We start from the raw sequence: 19,361 nt of genomic DNA on the forward strand, positions 1-19,361 counted from the left end.
ACCCGGACAGTGATCTTGTCCGGGTCTCTTCTTGTGCCGGTGACATCACCAGCCGACATCAGTGGGTCAGGTAAGCCAACGCCGGCACGCCTACGTCTCGTAGTCCCAGTCGATCTCCCACACCAGCGCATCGCCGTCCGCCATCCCGGTGATCGCATGGTGGGCGTCGGGGGTCATGGCGGCGGAGGCGATGTAGCCGAGTTCGCGCTGGTGCAGGCACTGTCCCGTGGCCAGGTCCCAGAGGCGTAGCGTGCCGTCCTCGCTCACGGACAGGGCGTGGCGCCCGTCTGTGCTGATCGCCACCGCATTGATCTGCGCGGTGTGACCGGTGAGCGTGCGCAGGTGGCCGGGCGCCGCCAGATCCCAGGCGTGGAGCGTGCCTTCGGCGTCACCGGAGACGGCCCGCCGCCCGGTGGGGGTTGCCGCGACCGCGGTCACATGGGCGGTGTGCTCGGTGAACTCGTGCACCAGCCGGCCGGTGTTCAGGTTCCACCACCGAAGGCCGGTGCCGGGACCGCTGGACAGCGCCCGGAGGCCGTTCGCGAGGACGGCCACGGGGCTGAATCCGCCCTCGATCGCCTTGAGGCAGCGGCCTGCGGGCAGGTCCCACCACCGCAGCACCCCGTCGGCCCCGGCGGACAGCGCGCGGCGGCCGTCGGGGGTCATGGCCGCCGCGAACACCGGCTTGTCGGTCGGTACGGTGATCTCGCGCTGGCAGGTGCGGCGTGTCAGCTCCCACCACCGGAGGGTTTCGGTCGCCGTGAGGGCACGTCGTGCGTCCGGCGTCACGGCGAGGGAGAGGAAGCCGTTGTGGCTGGGGAACGTGGCCACGCACTCGTCGGTCTTCAGATCCCACCACCGCAGCACGCAGTCGCCGGCGGCGGTGAAGGCATACCGTGCGTCCGGAGTGATCGCCACCGACTGCGCCAGGTGCGCGGGGGAGGGTAGCCGCCGTAGCAGGCGGGTGCCGAGCACCGTGGTGCGCCGCCCGCCGTGACCGGCTTGGCGCCAGAGCGTCGCGAGCGTCGTGTCGTTCTCGAACCCGGGTACGGCGCGCGCCCGGCGCAACTCGGCGATGGCGGAGCGGGCGTCACCGTGGGCGAGCCGGGACCGGGCGGTGTCCAGCCTGCGTTCGAAGTCGTCGGCGTCCGCGTGGAGGTCGACGGCGGTACGCGGGCGGCTGTAGGCCCACGCGGCCGGTTCACCAGGGGTGAGGTCCCTCCGGTGCACGGTTCCGTCGATGCCGGCGGACAGCGCGGCGCGGCCGTCCGCGACGAACCGCACCGAGCGCACCGCTCCGCGGTGCCCGTGGAACGAGCGGAGACATCGACCGACGGCCAGGTCCCACCACGTCACCAGGCCCTCGCTGTCAGCGGCGAGCGCGTGACGTCCGTCCGGGCCGACCGACAGCGCGACCTGATTCGGCGCGAGCATCTCCACGATCGGGTGCGGGTAGGCCCGCACCCACAGGCACCCACCGCCGGGTATCTCCCAGAGCCGGATGCTGCCGTCCTCCCCGCACGAGAGGAACCTCTCCTCGCCGGGGACGGGCTCGACCACGTTGACCTCGTCACGGTGGCCCGTGAACACGCGGACGCACGTGCCCGTGCCCAGGTCCCACAGCCGCACGGTGCCGTCCGCACCTGCCGACAGCGCCCGCGTTCCCGTCACCCCTGCCACGTGATTGACCACACCGTCGTGGCCGGTCAGGGTCCGCAGGCAGCGACCGGTGCCGAGATCCCACCACCGGACGGTGCCGTCGGCGCCACCGGAGAGTCCCCGGCCGTCGTCGGTGCACGCCACCGCGGAAACCCGTCCGTCGTGGCCGGTCAGCGTGGTCACGCAGGCGCCGGTGCCGGAATCCCACCGGCGGATACGGCCGTCCTCGCCGCCCGACAGCGCGCTGCCCCCGTCGGCGGAGAGTGCGACCGAGGACACCTCGCCCACGTGCCCCGCGGCGGTGCGCAGGCACGCGCCGGTACGAAGGTCCCACCAGCCCACCGTGCCGTCCGCGCCGCCGCATACGCCCTGACGGCCGTCCCCGGACAGCGCGAACGTACCGGCCGGGCCACCGGCGGCACTGCCGGCGGCAAGACTCACCGGGCTGTGGTCGACGGTCTTCCGCCCGGCCAGCGCGTCCTGTACCGCCACGACTTCCGGATCGGCCGGCAGAGCCCGCGCCGCCCGTCCCACCAGGTCGGCTGCGGCAGGGATGTCGTTGCGTTCCAGGTGCACGGTGCCGATCAGGAAGTCCATCCGGTGCCGGCCGGGATCGGTGCCGGGCAGGGCGGACCGAAACCGTTCGAGCCGTTGGACCAGCTCGCCGTCCGCGATCTGACCGGTCCGCCACCGCGCGAGGTACCGGTTGAAGGTCGAGTACACGTGATGCGGGTCGACTTCCAGCGCCTGGCGCCAGGACGTCTCGGCCTGGTCGGCGCGGCCCAGGTCCATCAGGGACAGAGCGGCGTTGTTCCGCCCGTCGGCCAGCCAGGTGGTGGCATCGGCCGCGGTGCGCGGATAGGGGACGCCGACCTCGGCGTGGTACACGGCGATCAGGCGCTCGGCCAGCGGACCGAGGTCGGCGGGACGCCCGGCCGGATCGGGGACGAGGCACTCCCGCAGCAGGTCGACGACGCTCCGGGGCATCGCCGCGTCACTCAGCGCCTCGGCGGCGAGCGCGCCCCACCGCCACGTCACCTGCCCGGCGAACAGCTCCAGTACCGACACCGCCCACGACCAGACGTCGCTGCGCCGCCCCACGCGCTGCCCGGCGGTCTGCTCGGGCGAGGCGTACGCCGGGGTGAGCCCGCGACGCGTGGCGAGAATCGACTCGCCGACGGCGACGTCGCCGGTTCCACCCGTACGCTGCTGGGCACTGGCCAGCCCGAAGTCCGTGATCTTCACCAGGCCGTCCGCCGTGATGAGCGCGTTGGACGGCTTGACGTCCTGATGTACCACCCCGGCCTGATGGGCGGCACGCAGGCCCCAGGCCATCTGGATGGCCACGTCGAGGATGTCCGCCACCGTGCGCAGCCGCCCGGCCCGCAACGCCTGCGCCACGGTGCCGCCCTCGACGAGCTCGGCGAAGATCCGCGGCACACCGCCGATCACACGCACGTAGTGACACGTGCACACGTGCGGGTGCGGCGGCAGTCCCACCCAGACCCCGGCCTCGTCGATGAACGCGTCGGCCCCCTGGCTCCACAACGTCGGCCGGGGACTCTTCACGGCGAGGTCCACCTGCCAGCCGAGGTGCCGCACCCGGTGCACCTCACCCATGCCGCCCTGCCCGAGCAACTCCCCGATCTGATACGTCCCGAGCAGCACCTCCCCGGTCCGCCAGGCCACGGGCCGCGGTACGACGCCCCCCGCTTCCGGGTCCAGGGTCGTGTCCTGCGGACGGGCGTCGTGTGTCATCGCGGTCCCCTCAGCCGGCGAAGTCGTAGGCCCAGTCCAGCGCCCACCGCACGATCGAGCCGTCCCGGCCGGCCGACAGCGCGTGCTGGCCGTCCGGGGTGAGCGCGAGGGCGGAGACTTCGTCGGCGTGCGCGACCACCGAACGCAGCCGCTCGCCGGAGCGCAGGTCCCAGCAGCACAACGTGCGGTCGTGGCTCGCCGACAGCGCGTGCGTGACGTCGGCGGTCGCCGCCTGCGCGATGACGCTGCCCTGGTGCCCGTGGTACTCGTCCGCGTGGCGTCCGCCGGGCAGCCGCCACATGACCAGGTTGCCGCACTCCTCACCCAGGAACGCCCGGTCGCCCTCGGGTGAGACCGCGACGGAACGCACCCCGCAGTGGTGGCTCCGGCGCAGCGCCTTGTGCTCCCCGGTGCCGAGGTCCCACAACCGGACGGTGCCGTCGGCGCCACCCGACACGGCCTTGCGTCCGTCCGGCGTCAGGGCCACGGCGACGACCTCGTCCTCGTGCCCGGACAGGACGCGCAGGCACTCCCCCGTGGCCAGGTCCCACCAGCGCACGGTGTGGTCGGCGCTGCCGGACACGGCGCGGTCGGCGGCGGGCGAGAGCGCCACGGAGGTGACCGCACCGCCGTGGCCGACGAGCACCCGGCGGCACGTCCCGGGCGCGAGATCCCACCAGCGCAGTGTCTGGTCGGTGCCGCCGGACAGCGCGCCGCGCCCGTCCGGCACGACGGCCACCGCGGCAACGGCGTCGTCGTGGCCGTACAACTCGCGCACGCACTCGCCTTCTGCCAGGTCCCACACCCGCACCGCCGTGTCCCAGGCCCCCGACACCGCACGGGCCCCGTCCGCCGTGACGGCCACACCCGTGGCTCCCGACGGATCCTCCACCGTCCACACGGGACGGATGTCGAGGAACGCCGTACGCCGCCCGTGCGCACCGAGCTGACGCACGGTCTCCAGCAGCTCCGGCCGACGGGCGTGCCCCGGCACGGCCCGCGCCCGCCGCAACCGGTCGGCCGCCGCCACGACCTCCCCGTCACGCGCCAACCGCCGGGCGGCCGCCAGGTGGGAGCCGAACTCCCGGGCCGAGGTCTCAAGGTCGACGGCCGGGCGCCGCGCCCACGGCGCGGCCGTCCGGTCGGCGAGACGCCAGGCGCGCACGTCCCCGTTGCTGAAGGTGGCGACCGCCTGACGCCCGTCCGGTGTCAGCGCGACACCGAGCACCATGATCTCGTGCTCGATCGTGCGCAGGCACCTGCCGGTTGCCAGATCCCAGAACCGCACGGACCGGTCCGAGCTGCCCGACACGGCGAGCCGCCCGTCCGGCGTGACGGCCACCGTGCTCGCCATGGTGGTGTGCCCGACGAGCGTACGCAGGCACTCGCCGCCGGCGACGTCCCACCACCGCACCTCACCGTCGGCACCCGTGGACAGGGCATGGCGTCCGTCCGGTACCAGGGCGACCGTGTAGACCGCGTCCGTATGCCCGGTGAAGGTCCGCAGGCACTCCCCGGTGCGCAGGTCCCAGTACCGCACCATCCCGCGGTTCTCCCCGGACAGCGCATGCCGCCCGTCAGGCGCCAGCGCAGCGCTGTAGATCGCGAGTTCGCCGGCGGCTCGGCCGAGCTGCCCGCCGGTGTTCAGGTCCCAGAGGATGATCTGACCGTCCGTCCCCGCGGACAGGGCCGACCTGCCGTCCGGGGTGAACCGGACGGAGCGCACCGACCGGCTGTGACCGGTCAGCGTGCGCAGACAGGAGCCGGACGTGAGATCCCAGTGGCGGATGGTGCCGTCGTCGGCCGCGGACAGCCCGAACCGGCCGTCGGGAGTCATGTCCACGCGGCGGACACCGTCGGTGTGACCGGTGAGCTTCCGGGGTCTCCTGCCCTTCTTGCCGGGAGACCACAGGCGCAGCGCCCCGTCCTCGGCGCCCCACAGCGCCCTCGTGCCGTCCGGGGTGACGGCGACCGACCAGATCCAGCCGGACTCGCACCGGAGCTTGACGGGATCCGGCCCCTCGGCGCCGTGCGCGTGCGCGAGCGCCGCGGCGATGTCCGGGTCGTTCGGCGCACGCGCGGCGGCCTCCCTCAGGTGGGTGACCGCAGCGCCGGGATCCCCGCGTTCCAGGTGGACGAGCCCGGTGAGGTACCGGGTACGCACCTCGGCGCCGTCCAGCGCACGGTTCGCCTGGCGCACCGCCGTCAGGCGCCGCAGCACCTCGTCGTCGGTGACCTCCCCGCCCCGCCAGTGGAGCAGGCCGAGGTTGTACGTGGCGTCCGGGTCGCGCGGGTCGAGTTCCAGCGCCCGCGCCCAGGCCGCCTCGTCCGGCCCGGCCGCCTTCTCCCCGCCCGGCCACGGCACGGCGTCGGTCCACGGTCCGGCGTCGGTCCACGGTCCGGTCTGCCCGGCGGCACCGTCGCGCGACCTGCGCCTGAAGAGCGCCCAGTTCCGGCTCACCCGACAACCTCCACAGCCACCGTCGACGTGGGTCCAAGATTTCACACCGGCACGGGAGGGGTCCCTGACTTCGAGTTGCTTGCCCGGTCACACCAACGGGCGGTCCGGAGGGCGGGTGTTCAGGTGTCGGCTGTCAGGAGGCGGTAGCCGGCGTCGAGGCTGTCGCGGGGGAGCAGGCCGGCGTGGCGGTGCTGCCAGCGGCCGGTCGACAGGTCGGCGGCGAGTGCGGCCAGGCCGGGGGCCAGGGCGGCCTCGCCGGTCTGGGCGAGGAGGGAGATGGCGGCGCGTACGCGGGGGTCGAGGTACGCGTGGGGGCGGCGCCAGTAGGCCGCGGCGAACCCGTCCGTGCAGTCGTGCGGGACGGGGACCGGCTCCACGCGGGCGCCGCCGAGGAGCGCGGCCAGGCGGTCGACCGGGGTGGCGCGGGTGTCGTCGAAGTCGGCGGCCTCGGGGAGGTACTCGCGTACCAGCCAGAACCGCTCGCGGAAGACCCGCTGGTCCCAGGTCAGGATGACGACGCGGCGGCGGGCGACCCGGCGCAGCTCGGCGATGCCGGCCGCCGGGTCGGTCCAGTGGTGGAGGGTCAGCACCGCGAGCGCGGCGTCCGCGGCGTCGTCGCGCAGCGGCAGGCGCTCGGCGACCCCGCGCACCGCGGGCGCGGATCCGGGTGGGCGCTGGGCGAGCATGACCGGGCTGGGCTCGACGGCGAGCACCGTGTGCGCCGGTTCGTACGAGCCGGTGCCCGCCCCGACGTTGACCACGTCCGCGGCGTCGCCGAGCGCGGCGTGGAGCCGGGCGGCGATCCGCGGGTCGGGCCGGCGGGTCGTGGCGTACGTGGTGCCGATCGTGTCGTAGACGGCCATGCTCTAGTGATCCCCCACCGGCTCCTGGAAGAAGCGCATCCGGTGGGCGATCGCCGCCGCTTCTCCGCGGCTGGCGGCGCCGAGCTTGGCCATCATGTGGGAGACGTGCACGCTCGCCGTCTTCGGCGAGATGAACAGGTCCTCCGCGATCTGCCGGTTGCTGCGTCCCGCCGCGACCAGCCGCAACACCTCGCGCTCGCGCGCGGTCAGGCCGAACCCGTCCAGCGGGTCGCGCGCCGCGGGGGCGTCGGCGCAGGTGGTGGTCAGGGCGATACGGGCGCGGCCGGCGAGGAGTTCGGTGTCCTCCCGCAGCGGCTTGGCGCCGAGGCGTACGGCCTCCGCGTGCGCCTGCGCCAGCAGCTCCGCCGCCTGCTCGCGGGGCCCGGCCGCGGCGTCGGCCCCGGTCCCGGCCGCGGCCCCCGGACCGGACCCGATCCCCGCCACGCCGGCGGCCAGGAGCGCCTCCGCCCACCGGCACCGGATACGCGCCAGGACGTGCGGGCACCCGCTCGGCTCGACGGCGTGGGCCGCCCGGGCCCACAGGGCGGGGTCGTCCTCCTCCCGGGCGCGGGCGAGTTCGGCGGCCAGCCACGGCAGGAGCGCCGGCCAGCCGGGAGCCAGGCCCGCCGCCGCGCCGGACAGCCGGTCGACCACGTCCCGTCGCTCCGCGGCGTCGAACCCGGGCAGGCCCGCGGTGTCCCCCGCCAGTTGGGCGCCGGAGATCAGCAACTGCGTCACGTACCAGTCCTGGCCGGCCAGCGGCAGCGACGCGAGCGAGGTCCGCAGCACCTCGAACGCCTCGGCGTACCGGCCCCGGCCGGCGGCGGTGTCCAGTTCCACCACCGCGACGGGCAGCTCGAACTGCGGCTCCCCCAGCCGGCTCACCTGCTGCCGGGCAGCGGCCAGCAGCGCGGGAACCGCGTCGTACGCGCCGCGGGCGGCGGCGGTGCGCGCGGCGACCAGGTGCAAGGACGCGTAGCCCCGGGAGGTCGAGCCGTCGCGCCACTTCTCGACCAGCGTCTCCGCCGCGTCCCACTCGCCCAGATGGAACAGCGACTCGGCGACGTTCGCGGCGGTGAACGAGGCGGCCCCGTACAGCCGCCGGCGGCTCAGCTCCTCGACCCCGGCCCGGCCGGCCTCGACGGCCTCGGCCGCCCTGCCGAGCTTGTGCAGCGCGTCGGTCAGGTTGATGTTCACCCGGCCGAGCAGCCGGGGCGCGTCGGCCCGGGTGGCCGCTTCGCGCAGCTCGTACAGCTCGGCGATGGCCGTCTCGGTGTCGCCCAGTTGTGCGCGCACGTGCGCCAGCGTGGCGCGCGCGTTCAGCTCCAGCTCGCCGGCCCCGGTGGCCCGGGCCAGCTCCACGGCGCGGGCGGCGAGCGCGACGGTGTTCTCGTCGGCGTCGTGCAGCCGTTGCCGGGAGGCGAGGTAGTGCAGGACGTCCGCGTGGGTGGGCGACGGGGGCGTGTCGCGTACGAGGTCGTAGGCGTGGTCCAGCTCCGCCCCACCGTCGCCGCGGTCCGAGAAGGCGGTCAGCCGCGAGCGCTCCATCCAGAACCAGGCCGCCCGCAGCGGGTCCGCGCGCTCGTCGACCAGCCGCTCCGCCTGCCGGACGAAGGTCAGTCCGCGCTCCGGGGCCCAGCTCAGGAGGGCCGCGCGGGCGGCCTCCGCGAGCAGGTCGATCAGGTGCAGGCCGGGCTCTCCCTGCCGTTCCTCCCGCGGCGGGTACGACTCCAGCGAGGACCGCCACACGAGGTCGCGGCGCTGCTCCTCCGGCACCCGGTCCCACAGTTCGATCGCCCGCTCCAGCAGCTCCAGGTGGGCGTCGTAGACGTGGCGCTCGCGCGTCTCCGCGAGCGCGTCGAGCAGCGCGGGCAGCGCCCGGGCCGGCTCGCGGGCGTGGTACCAGTACCCGGCCAGCCGGACCGCCCGCTCGTCGCTGCCGACGAGCGTGGCGTCCGCCGTGAGCGCCTCCGCGTAGCGGCGGCCGAGCCGGCGGCGGTCGCCCGGCAGCAGGTCGTCGAGCACGGCCTCGCGCAGGAGGGCGTGCCGGAAGCCGTAGCCGTCGGCTCCCAGGGCGCGGACCGGCATGAGGATGCGGGCGCCGACCGCTTCCCGCAGGCCGTCCAGCAGTTCGTCCTCGTCGAGGCCGGCGACGGCGGCCAGCAGCTCGTGCTCGACGACGGCGTCGAGGGCGGCCGTACGCACCACCTCGATCGCGGGCTGCGCCAGCGACTCCACCCTGATCAGCAGCAGCTCCCGCAGCGAGTCGCTCATCCCGTGCCCCGCCGCCTCGCTGAGGCTCAGCTCCTCGACGAAGAAGGGGTTGCCCTCGGACCGCCGGTAGACCTCGTGCGCGGCGGGCCCGGGCGCGGTGCCGCCGCGGATGCCGGCGAGCTGGGCGAGCACCTCGTCCCGGCCGAGCGGGGCGAGGTCGACGTGCCGTACGGTGCCGCGGAGCCGGTCCAGCTCGCCGAGGAAGGCCCGGAGCGGGTGCGTGCGGTGCAGCGCGTCGGAGCGGAACGTCGCCAGCGCCAGCAGCCGGGCGGGCGGCATGGCCCGTACGAGATAGCCGAGCAGCTCGCGCGTGGACCGGTCCGCCCAGTGCAGATCCTCCAGCACGACGACGACGGTGCGGTCGGTGGCGAGCCGCTCCAGCAGCCGGACCGTCGTCTCGAACAGGCGGGTACGGCCCTCGGAAGCGACGTCGCCCAGCTCGGGCAGCAGCCGGGCCAGGTCGCCCTCCATGCCCGCGGCGTGCTCCGCAAGCGCGGGGCCGAACTCGCGGTGCAGGGCGCGCAGTACGGCGACGAAGGGGGCGAACGGCAGCCCGGCCGCGCCCTGGTCCAGGCAGGCGCCCACGGCGACGACGGCGCCGCCCTGCTCCGCGTCCCGCTGGAACTCCTGCACCAGGCGGGTCTTGCCGATCCCGGCCTCACCGCCCACGAGGCGCACCTGCGACTCGCCCGCGCCGGCCTGCCGGAGCGCCGACCGCAGTGCGTCGAGCTGCTCTTCCCGGCCGACGAACACGGGACTGACGAACCGGGTCTTCACCCGACCGAGGATGGCACACGCGCCGCCCGGCGGCCCGGACGCGCTCTTCTAAGGCGGTAACCGGGGAACTCTCCCGATGTCTGGCCGCCCCGCCCCCGACAGGCTGTCACCGACAACCGCCGCTGCCTTGGGGAGCAGACCATGACCGCACCGACAGACGCCGATCCGCGGCGCTGGGTTGCGTTGGCCTTCATCGGGCTGGCGCAGTTGATGATCGTCCTGGACGTCACGATCGTGAACATCGCGCTGCCGTCCGCGCAGGCGGATCTGGACATCTCCGACGGGGACCGGCAGTGGGTGATCACCGCGTACACCCTGGCCTTCGGCGGCCTGCTGCTCCTGGGCGGCCGGATCGCCGACTACACCGGCCGCCGCCGCGCGTTCCTGACCGGGCTGCTCGGCTTCGCCGCCGCCTCCGCGGTGGGCGGCGCGGCACCGAACTTCGCCGCCCTCCTCAGCGCCCGCGCCGCACAGGGAGCCTTCGCCGCCCTCCTCGCCCCGGCGGCGCTGTCGCTGCTCACCACGAGCTTCACCGAGCGGCGCGAACGCGCCCGCGCGTTCGGGATCTTCGGCGCGATCGCCGCCGGCGGCGGCGCGATCGGCCTGGTCACGGGCGGAGCGCTGACCGAGTACCTGGACTGGCGCTGGTGCCTGTACGTGAACGTGCCCATCGCGGTGGTGGCCGCGGCCGGCTGGTGGGCCCTGCCCGCCGACACCCGCACGGCCCCCCGCCCGAAGATCGACGTCCCCGGCGCGCTGCTCGCGGTGACCGGCCTGGTCGCCCTCGTCTACGGCTGCAGCGAGGCGGAGTCCGAGGGCTGGGACTCGGCGCTCGTCCTCGGCCTGCTCTTCCTCGGCACCGCCCTGCTGACGGGCTTCGTGCTGCACGAGCGCATCGCCGCCGAGCCGCTGCTGCCCCTGCGGATCCTGATCAGCCGCACCCGCGGCTCCGCCTTCCTGAGCATCGCCCTGGCCACCGTGGGCATGTTCGCTATGTTCCTGTTCCTGACGTACTACATGCAGGTCGTCATGGGCTACTCCGCCCTGAAGACCGGCGTGGGCTTCCTGCCGCTGACCGCCGGCGTCCTGGCCGGTGCCGGCGGCCTGGCCACCCGCCTGCTGCCCAGGGTGCCCCCGCGCGCACTCATCGCCCCCGGACTGCTGTTCGCCGCGGCCGGCACCGGCTGGCTGGCCACGCTGGAGATCGACACCTCCTACGCGGCCGGGATCCTGCCCGCCGAACTGGTCATGGGCCTCGGGATGGGCATGGTCATGGCCCCCGCCATCAACTACGCCACCCACGGCGTGGGCGAGGACGAAGCCGGCATCGCCTCGGCCACCGTCAACACCTCCCAGCAGATCGGCGGCTCGATCGGCACCGCCCTGCTCAACACCGTCGCCACCAGCACCACCACCGACCACCTCACCGACCGCCTGCCCGGCCCCGGCGCACTCGAAGAACGACGCGCCGCCGGCGGGCCCCTCCCCGACGTCGTCAAGGCCGGCCTCGTCGAAGGCTTCGCCTCCGCGTACGCCGTGGCCTCCGCCCTCATGCTCGCCGCCGCCCTGGTGGTCGCCGCGCTCATGAACACCCCCCGCCCCGACCGCACCAAGCCCCCCGCGACCGAACTCACCCGGTCCGACTTCGTCCACCTCGTCTGACGGCCCCCGGGGGCGCCGGCGCGCTACGGCGCCGGTGCCCCCTCCCCCGGTACCGGCTCCCGGCCGCCCGGGTGGCGGTGGCGCCAGGTCCAGAAGACCGCCGTGCCGGCGATCGCCCACCCCGCCAGCACCAGGTACGGGAACGGGTGCTGGTGGCCCGCGAAGTACACCGCCGTGTGCTGGGCGTTGACCGACGCGCCCGGCGGCAGCCAGCGGCCGATCTCGCCCAGCGGCGACGGCAGCAGCGGCCACGAGACCGCCCCGCCGGACGACGGGTTGCCGACCACCACCATCACCAGCCACGTCGGCAGGACCGCCCACCTCCCCAGCAGGGTGTTGAACATGGTGAAGACCATGCCCGACGTGAACATCGTCAGCGCCAGCGTCAGCCACGACTGCGGGAAGGGCAGCCGCACCACTTCCAGTTGCCAGTCCACCACCGCGTAGATCGCGAAGCCCCCGAGCAGCGCGTACGCGACCGTGAACCCGACCCGCTCCGCCGGGTTCAGCGAGGGCGCGTGCACGCTCAACTGGAGGGCGCCCATGAAGCCGATGATCACCGCCGCGAGCGTGATGTAGAAGAGCGCGAGCCCCTGCGGGTCCCCGGACTGCATCGGCTTGATGTCCCGTACGGTCAGCGCCACCCCCGCCCGCTTCGCCACCCTCGGCGCCTCGTCGGTCAGCAGCCGCGCCACCGACGCGCCGGCTGCGCCCGAGAGGTCCATCCGGACCCGGTCCTGCCCGACCCGCAGGATGGCGAAGACCCGCTGCTCCTCGACCGCGTTCCTGGCCTGCGCGTACGTGGCGTACGGGCGCAGCTCCACGGACGCGCCCGTGGCGTCCTCCAGGCCCCGCACGAACGCCCGCGCCCCCGGTTCCGCGGCCACGTCGCCGACCACCGCGACCGGCAGGTCGCGCGGTGTCGGGTTCGCCATCGCGGCGGTGTACGAACCGGCGAAGAGCCCCGCGACGGCGGCCAGGAGCAGCACCAGCACCACCGGCGTCAGGAAAGGCCCGGCGCGGAAGGCGCGGATCTGCTCGGGTACGGGCCGCGGGGGCGGCCGGCGGCGCGTACCGCGGGAACGGCCCCCGGTGTCGTCCTCGCGCCGCCCGTCGTCCTCCGTCACGAATGACCAGCTTAGTGTGATATACGCCTTTTACCCGTCTCAGACCCTCCGCCGAAATGGTTCGCCGCCGCCCCCGCCCGGGTGAGATCCTTGAGTCCGTATGTCCACTTCCGCCATCCCCAGCTTCGCCGACCTCGGCGCCCGCCTGTCCGCCCTCACGCTCCGCGACGAGCAGCGGCTCGGCCGCCGCCTCGACGGCGCCCGCCGCCTCCGCAAGCCGGAGGCGCGGGCCGGCGTGCTCGCCGAGATCGCCGCCGCGGTCGACGCCGCGGAGCTGACCGCCGAGCGCCGCCGCGCCGCGGTGCCGCCCGTGTCGTATCCGCACGAGCTGCCCGTCAGCCAGAAGAAGGACGACATCCTCGCGGCCATCCGCGACCACCAGGTCGTGATCGTCGCGGGCGAGACCGGGTCCGGGAAGACGACCCAGATCCCCAAGATCTGCCTGGAGCTGGGCCGCGGCGTGCGGGGCCTCATCGGCCACACGCAGCCGCGCCGCATCGCCGCCCGTACGGTGGCCGAGCGCGTCGCCGAGGAGCTGCGCACCCCGCTCGGCGAGGCCGTCGGGTGGAAGGTGCGGTTCACCGACCAGGTCGGCGGCGACACGCTCGTCAAGCTGATGACCGACGGCATCCTGCTCGCCGAGATCCAGACGGACCGCGAGCTGCGGCAGTACGACACGATCATCATCGACGAGGCGCACGAGCGCAGCCTGAACATCGACTTCCTGCTCGGCTACCTCGCCCGCCTCCTCCCCCGCCGCCCCGACCTCAAGGTCGTCATCACCTCCGCGACGATCGACCCGGAGCGCTTCTCCCGGCACTTCGGCGATGCTCCGATCGTCGAGGTCAGCGGCCGTACGTACCCGGTCGAGGTGCGCTACCGCCCGCTCCTCGAAGAGGGTGCGGAAGACGCGGACCGGGACCAGATCACCGCCATCTGCGACGCCGTCGACGAGCTGCAGGCCGAGGGCGACGGCTCCGGCGACATCCTCGTCTTCCTCTCCGGCGAGCGCGAGATCCGCGACACCGCGGACGCGCTCGCAAAGCAGAAGCTCCGCGACACCGAGGTCCTGCCCCTCTACGCGCGCCTCTCGCACGCCGAGCAGCACCGCGTCTTCCAGAGACACGGCGGCCGCCGCGTCGTGCTGGCCACGAACGTCGCGGAGACCTCCCTGACCGTCCCCGGCATCCGGTACGTCATCGACACCGGCTTCGCCCGCATCTCCCGCTACAGCCACCGCACCAAGGTCCAGCGCCTGCCCATCGAGCCCATCTCGCAGGCCAGCGCCAACCAGCGCAAGGGCCGCTGCGGCCGGCTCGCCGACGGCATCTGCGTCCGGCTGTACGCGGAGGAGGACTTCCTCGCCCGCCCCGAGTTCACCGACGCCGAGATCCTGCGGACGAACCTGGCGTCCGTCATCCTCCAGATGACCGCCGCCGGCCTCGGCGAGATCGAGAAGTTCCCCTTCATCGACCCGCCGGACAGCCGCAACATCAAGGCCGGCGTCCAGCTACTCGAAGAGCTGCACGCGCTCGACACGGACCAGAAGGATCCGAAGAAGCGGCTGACCCAGACCGGCCGCAGGCTCGCCCAGTTGCCCGTCGACCCGCGGCTGGCGCGCATGGTGCTGGAGGCCGAGCGCAACGGATGCGTGCGCGAGGTCATGGTCATCGCCTCCGCGCTGTCCATCCAGGACCCGCGCGAGCGCCCCGCCGACAAGCAGCAGCAGGCCGACCAGCACCACGCCCGCTTCCGCGACGAGTCCAGCGACTTCGTCACGTTCCTCAACCTGTGGACGTACGTGCGCGAGCAGCAGAAGGCGCTGTCCTCGTCCGCGTTCCGCCGCATGTGCAAGCGCGAGTTCCTCAACTACCTGCGCATACGCGAGTGGCAGGACATCTACTCCCAACTGCGCACCATCGCCCGCGGCATGGACATCCACCCGGCGGACCAGGACGCGGCGCCCGAGCTTGTCCACCGGTCGCTGCTGGCGGGGCTCCTGAGCCACATCGGGCTGAAGGACACGGACGCGAAGAACGAGTATCTGGGCGCGCGCAGCGCCAAGTTCGCCGTGTTTCCGGGCTCCGCGCTCTTCAAGAAGCCGCCGCGCTGGATCATGTCGGCCGAGCTGGTCGAGACCTCCCGGCTGTGGGCGCGGGTCAACGCGAAGGTCGAGCCCGAGTGGGTCGAGCCGCTGGCGCAGCACCTGGTCAAGCGCACGTACAGCGAGCCGCACTGGGAGAAGGACCAGGCCGCGGTCATGGCGTACGAGCGCGTCACGCTGTACGGCGTGCCGCTGGTGGCCCGGCGCAAGGTCAACTACGGCCGCATCGACGCCGAGACGTGCCGCGACCTGTTCATCCGGCACGCGCTGGTCGAGGGCGACTGGCGTACGCACCACAAGTTCTTCGCCGCCAACCGCCGCCTCCTCACCGAGGTCGAGGAGCTGGAGCACCGGGCGCGCCGCCGCGACATCCTGGTGGACGACGAGACCCTCTTCGACTTCTACGACCAGCGCGTCCCCGCGGACGTCGTGTCCGGGGCGCACTTCGACTCCTGGTGGAAGAAGAAGCAGCGCGAAGAGCCGGAGCTGCTCAACTTCGAGAAGTCGATGCTCATCAACGAGCGGGCGGAGGGCGTCACCAAGGACGACTACCCGGACTCGTGGCGGCAGGGGAAGCTGAAGCTGCGCGTGACGTACCAGTTCGAGCCGGGGACGGACGCGGACGGCGTCACCGTGCACGTACCGCTGCAGATCCTCAACCAGGTGGTCCCGGACGGCTTCGACTGGCAGATCCCGGGGCTGCGCGAGGACGTGGTCACCGAGCTGATCCGCTCGCTGCCGAAGCCGATCCGGCGCAACTACGTGCCGGCGCCGAACTACGCCAAGGCGTTCCTGGAGCGTGCCGTGCCGGTGCAGGAGCCGCTGACGACGGCGCTGGCGCGGGAGCTGCAGCGGATGGTGGGGGTGCCGGTCGCGGCGGAGGACTTCGACTGGGCGAAGGTGCCGGAGCATCTGAAGGTCACGTTCCGGGTGACCGACGAGCGGCGGCGGCAGCTCGCGGAGTCGAAGGACCTGGAGGAGCTGCGGCTGAGGCTGAAGCCGAAGACGCAGGCGGCGATCACGCGCGCCTTCGACGAGGCGTCGGGCACGTCGGGCGGCGGGAAGGGGTCCCGCGGCGCCGAGTCGGCGGGCGACGGCGGCGGACCCGCGCTCGACCGGCGCACCGGCCTCACCTCCTGGACCGTCGGCGCCCTCCCCCGCACCTTCGAGACCCGGCGCGGCGGCCACACCGTCAAGGCGTACCCGGCGCTGGTGGACGAGGGCGAGACCGTCGCCGTGCGGCTGTACGACACGGAGGCGGAGCAGGCCGCGGCCATGTGGGCCGGCACCCGCCGCCTGATCCTGCTCCAACTCCCCTCCAACCCCGCGAAGTTCGCCAACAGCACGCTGTCCAACCAGGCGAAGCTGGCCCTCTCCCGCACCCCCCACGGCGGCGTACAGGCCCTCTTCGAGGACTGCGTCACCGCCTCCGCGGACCGGCTCATCGCCGCCCGCGGCGGCCCCGCGTGGGACGAGGAGGGCTTCCGCAAGCTCTTCGACTCCGTACGGGCCGACATCGTGGACGCCACGATGCAGACCATCCGGCAGGTGCAGGAGGTGCTGGCGGCCTGGCACGCCTGCGAGGGACGGCTGCGGGGCGTCACGAGCCCGGTGCTGGCCGAGTCCGCGGCGGACGTGCGCGAGCAGTTGGCGTGGCTGGTGAAGCCGGGCTTCGTCACCGAGCACGGCGCGGGCCGGCTGCCGGACCTGCTGCGGTACCTCGTCGCGGCGGACCGCCGGCTGCAGCAGCTCCCCACGAACGCGGAGCGGGACCGGGCGCGGATGGCGAAGGTCAAGGAGATGCAGGACGAGTACGCGTGGCTGCTGGAGCAGCAGCCGCGGGGGCGGCCGGTGCCGCGGGCGGTGCGGGACGTGCGGTGGATGATCGAGGAGCTGCGGGTGAGCTACTTCGCGCACGCGCTGGGGACGGCGTATCCGGTCTCCGACAAGCGGATCGTGAAGGCGGTCGACGCGCTGGTACCGCCGGCGCGGTGAGTCGCAGGGAAGTGGTTCGACCGGGGGCCTGAGCTGCTGTAGAGTCGGGCACGCGCGTTCGCGCCAGCAAGGTCCTGTGGAGCAGTTTGGAGTGCTCGCCACCCTGTCAAGGTGGAGGCCGCGGGTTCAAATCCCGTCAGGACCGCCTAGTTCTCGCAGGCCCTGTCTGAGGCCGCGCCCGCGGCGAAGCCGCAGACGGATGCAGCAAATCCCGTCAGGACCGCCTAGTTCTCGCAGGCCCCGCCTGAGGCCGCGCCCGCGGCGATCCCACCAGCCTCCGTCGTCACGGCGGAGGCTTTCTGTCTCTCCCGTGACGCATTCCCCCTGGTACGCGGTCTAGACCGGCTGCTCGTTTCCTTGACGGACGTGCGGCCCCCCGGTACTCAAGCTCTATGACGACGACCGCGCGGCACGAGACGAAGGCCCTCCTGCGCGCCCATCTCTCCGCCGCGTCGTCGTACGGTCACCTCACCCCCCACTGCGCCGTCTGCAGCCGCCTGCTGCGGCTGGCGATGGAGTCGGCGCCGCCGGAGACCGCGGACGCGAACGACGCGGCGACGGCAGACGACGCGGCAGACACGGCCGAGCCGGACGGGGCAACGCTCCCGACCTAGGGCAGAAGTTGACGGGGGGTCATTATCGCAGCGGTCAGCACGGCGCAAGCGGACGAGAGTGTGACGGGGATCACTCATCTTGTTTCGAAACAAGGGGATTTACGCACCCCTTAGGTCGGGTCAATTTTGTATATGCCATTGCACCCGTGCCCGGACGGGCATCCGCCCCGGCCGCCGTCGCGTACGCGAACGGCCCCCGGCGGCCGCCCCGGCGAGGGCGGCCACCGGGGGCCGTGCGGCAAATCGCGCTGGACCCGGCGGAGTCCAGCGCGATCGACGATGCTGCGTCGCGGGTGGTGCGAGGGGCGTGAGCCGGGCTAGGGGGTCCCGGCCGGCCCCGGCGACGCGGGTGGTCAGGCCTCGCTGCGCTGCTGCGGAATGCCCGCCAGCAGTGCGCGGACCTCCGCCTCGCGGTAGCGGCGATGCCCGCCGAGCGTGCGGATCGACGTGAGCTTGCCGGCCTTCGCCCAGCGCGTGACCGTCTTCGGGTCAACGCGGAACATCGTGGCTACCTCGGCGGGGGTCAGCAGCGGCTCGGCGTCAGGGGTGCGAGCGGTCATGAGCGGCCTCCTCGGGAGAACCGAACCTTCTCGGTTCTTTCCTCTAAATTCTGCACCTTGACCCTCGTTGACCGATATGGCCAACGGGGGTCGAGTCGGTAATAGGACGAACGGCTTGTCCTCGGCACTACAACTACACCATCTGTCCAGCGGCGTCGGCCAAACCGATGGAATTGCCCTCTGAGGTGTTCAACCTCGACGGATCCCGCTGGACCGTGCCATAGCGGACAGTCACACCCTCGTGACGATCAGTCACAGCACCACCAGGGGCCACAAGGTCTCCCACGAGTGGATCAATGCTCGGCATTCCACCCCAAGTTGGACGGAACATACCCCATCTGGACTCCTTGCCCTATATCGTCACCCAGGCTATGCGGTGACGGCAAGACCCAGGTACGTGCTTTCCATCACGCTTGACCAAATAGCCTGGTTCGGGACCTTCGTCCGGGACCAAGGTCCCCATGGGCAGGGACCGGTCGGCCCCTTCCGTGCCGGGGTCTGGCGGGACACTAGTCCGGATTTGTTCGTCGCACTAGTGAGCCCTCGTCCGACCTCTTGACCCGCAGCCCGACCGGCCATGGCCGAAACCCGTCCGCCGGGCGCCCGTCGCCCCGCGCCCGCCGCCCGCGCCCGTACGCGCTAGCTGGCGAACTGCCGCTCGCGCACCACGCCCCAGCGGTCCGTCAGCCGCTGGTACGCGCGCCCGGCCCGCTCCTCGTCCCCCGCCGCCAGCGCCGCCAGGCCCTCGGCGACCTCCGCCGCGGACCGGTCCTCCGCCAGGTGCTCCCTCGGCAGTACGTGGACGAGCCCGCCGTAGTCCAGCTCCACCAGCGACCGCGGATGGAACTCTTCCAGCCACTTTCCGACGTCCACCAGGCCCTCGACCAGCGGCGCCTGCCCGACCGCGTCGCGCAGCGCCTTCAGGCCGCGCGCCACCCGGCGCCGGGCCTCCACCATCGGCGTGCGGTAGCGCAGCAGGGTGCGCTCGCCCGTCTCGTACTCCCTCTCCTCGTCCGAGAAGAGCACGAACCAGCGCATCGGCACCGTCCAGACCGCCGACCTGATCCACGGCCGGGCGTCCGGGTTGTCCACCCGCCAGCGCGCGTGGTCGGCGAGCGCCTGTTCGCGTACGACCTCGGGCAGCGCCGCCTCCAGCACCGGCGGGGGCAGCTCCTCGACCAGCTCGTCCAGCGCCAGCCAGCTCCGCAGCCGGGTGCGCCAGGGGCAGACGCAGGTCACGCCGTCGACGTCGGCGACGAAGGCGTCGCCGCTCTCGTGCGCCGGGGCCGCCGTCGGCGGGGTGCCGGCCAGCCCGGCCAGCGCCCGCAGCAGCTCGTCCTGACTGGTGGGGGCGGTCTCGCGGGCGGCGTAGCGATACCAGTGGGTCCGTTCGGGTTCGGGGAAGGCGGCCAGCGGCTCGTACACGCGCAGATATGTCGCGTACGGGATCACCAGTGACGACACCACGGACACGCCCTCTCCCTCTCTCCCGCTCCCCCGTACGTCT

At 73.3% G+C, this 19,361-nt stretch carries 10 protein-coding genes and 1 tRNA gene; 4 read left to right on the plus strand and 7 right to left on the minus strand.

Features of this window, described 5'->3' with window-relative positions; genetic code table 11:
* Positions 1-90: 90 nt before the first annotated feature.
* The 4 genes from O7599_RS17225 to O7599_RS17240 all read right to left on the minus strand — a co-directional run bounded on the left by O7599_RS17225 (position 91) and on the right by O7599_RS17240 (position 9,792).
* On the minus strand, positions 91-3,417 hold the full coding sequence (locus tag O7599_RS17225) for a serine/threonine-protein kinase (RefSeq protein ID WP_281623043.1): 3,327 nt from the start codon (positions 3,415-3,417) through the stop codon (positions 91-93).
* A gap of 10 nt (positions 3,418-3,427) precedes the next feature.
* Positions 3,428-5,878: a hypothetical protein gene (locus O7599_RS17230; protein WP_281623044.1), complete on the minus strand. Its 2,451-nt coding sequence runs from the start codon at positions 5,876-5,878 to the stop codon at positions 3,428-3,430.
* 119 nt (positions 5,879-5,997) lie between these two features.
* Positions 5,998-6,741 carry a methyltransferase domain-containing protein gene (locus O7599_RS17235; RefSeq protein WP_281623045.1) on the minus strand — a complete coding sequence of 248 codons (744 nt, stop codon included), beginning with the start codon at positions 6,739-6,741 and terminating at the stop codon, positions 5,998-6,000.
* 3 nt (positions 6,742-6,744) lie between these two features.
* A complete protein-coding gene (locus O7599_RS17240; RefSeq protein ID WP_281623046.1) occupies positions 6,745-9,792 on the minus strand; it encodes a LuxR family transcriptional regulator in 3,048 nt (1,015 codons plus the stop codon).
* Positions 9,793-9,933: 141 nt separating this feature from the next.
* Here O7599_RS17240 and O7599_RS17245 point away from each other — a divergent pair, with 141 nt between their 5' ends.
* Positions 9,934-11,454, plus strand: a complete 1,521-nt coding sequence (locus O7599_RS17245; RefSeq protein ID WP_281623047.1) for a DHA2 family efflux MFS transporter permease subunit — start codon at positions 9,934-9,936, stop codon at positions 11,452-11,454.
* A 23-nt stretch (positions 11,455-11,477) separates the two neighbouring features.
* Here the strand turns inward: O7599_RS17245 and O7599_RS17250 are convergent, their stop codons facing one another.
* Positions 11,478-12,488, minus strand: a complete 1,011-nt coding sequence (locus O7599_RS17250; protein WP_281623414.1) for an ABC transporter permease — start codon at positions 12,486-12,488, stop codon at positions 11,478-11,480.
* A gap of 193 nt (positions 12,489-12,681) precedes the next feature.
* On the opposite strand from O7599_RS17250, the gene hrpA reads away from it, so the two are divergent.
* The 3 genes from hrpA to O7599_RS17265 all read left to right on the plus strand — a co-directional run bounded on the left by hrpA (position 12,682) and on the right by O7599_RS17265 (position 17,294).
* The gene (hrpA, locus tag O7599_RS17255; protein ID WP_281623048.1) at positions 12,682-16,680 is read left to right on the plus strand and encodes an ATP-dependent RNA helicase HrpA; all 3,999 of its coding nucleotides are present in this window, start codon (positions 12,682-12,684) and stop codon (positions 16,678-16,680) included.
* Between the two features lie 70 nt (positions 16,681-16,750).
* Positions 16,751-16,825, plus strand: a tRNA-Asp gene (locus tag O7599_RS17260).
* Positions 16,826-17,072: 247 nt separating this feature from the next.
* Positions 17,073-17,294 carry a DUF6274 family protein gene (locus O7599_RS17265; RefSeq protein ID WP_281623049.1) on the plus strand — a complete coding sequence of 74 codons (222 nt, stop codon included), beginning with the start codon at positions 17,073-17,075 and terminating at the stop codon, positions 17,292-17,294.
* A 353-nt stretch (positions 17,295-17,647) separates the two neighbouring features.
* Here the strand turns inward: O7599_RS17265 and bldC are convergent, their stop codons facing one another.
* Positions 17,648-17,854, minus strand: a complete 207-nt coding sequence (gene bldC / locus O7599_RS17270; protein ID WP_003949541.1) for a developmental transcriptional regulator BldC — start codon at positions 17,852-17,854, stop codon at positions 17,648-17,650.
* Positions 17,855-18,493: 639 nt separating this feature from the next.
* Entirely contained in the window at positions 18,494-19,327 is an 834-nt protein-coding gene (locus O7599_RS17275) for a hypothetical protein (RefSeq protein ID WP_281623050.1), read from the minus strand.
* Positions 19,328-19,361: the final 34 nt, after the last annotated feature.

This window comes from Streptomyces sp. WMMC500 (assembly GCF_027497195.1).
Lineage (GTDB): Bacteria > Actinomycetota > Actinomycetes > Streptomycetales > Streptomycetaceae > Streptomyces.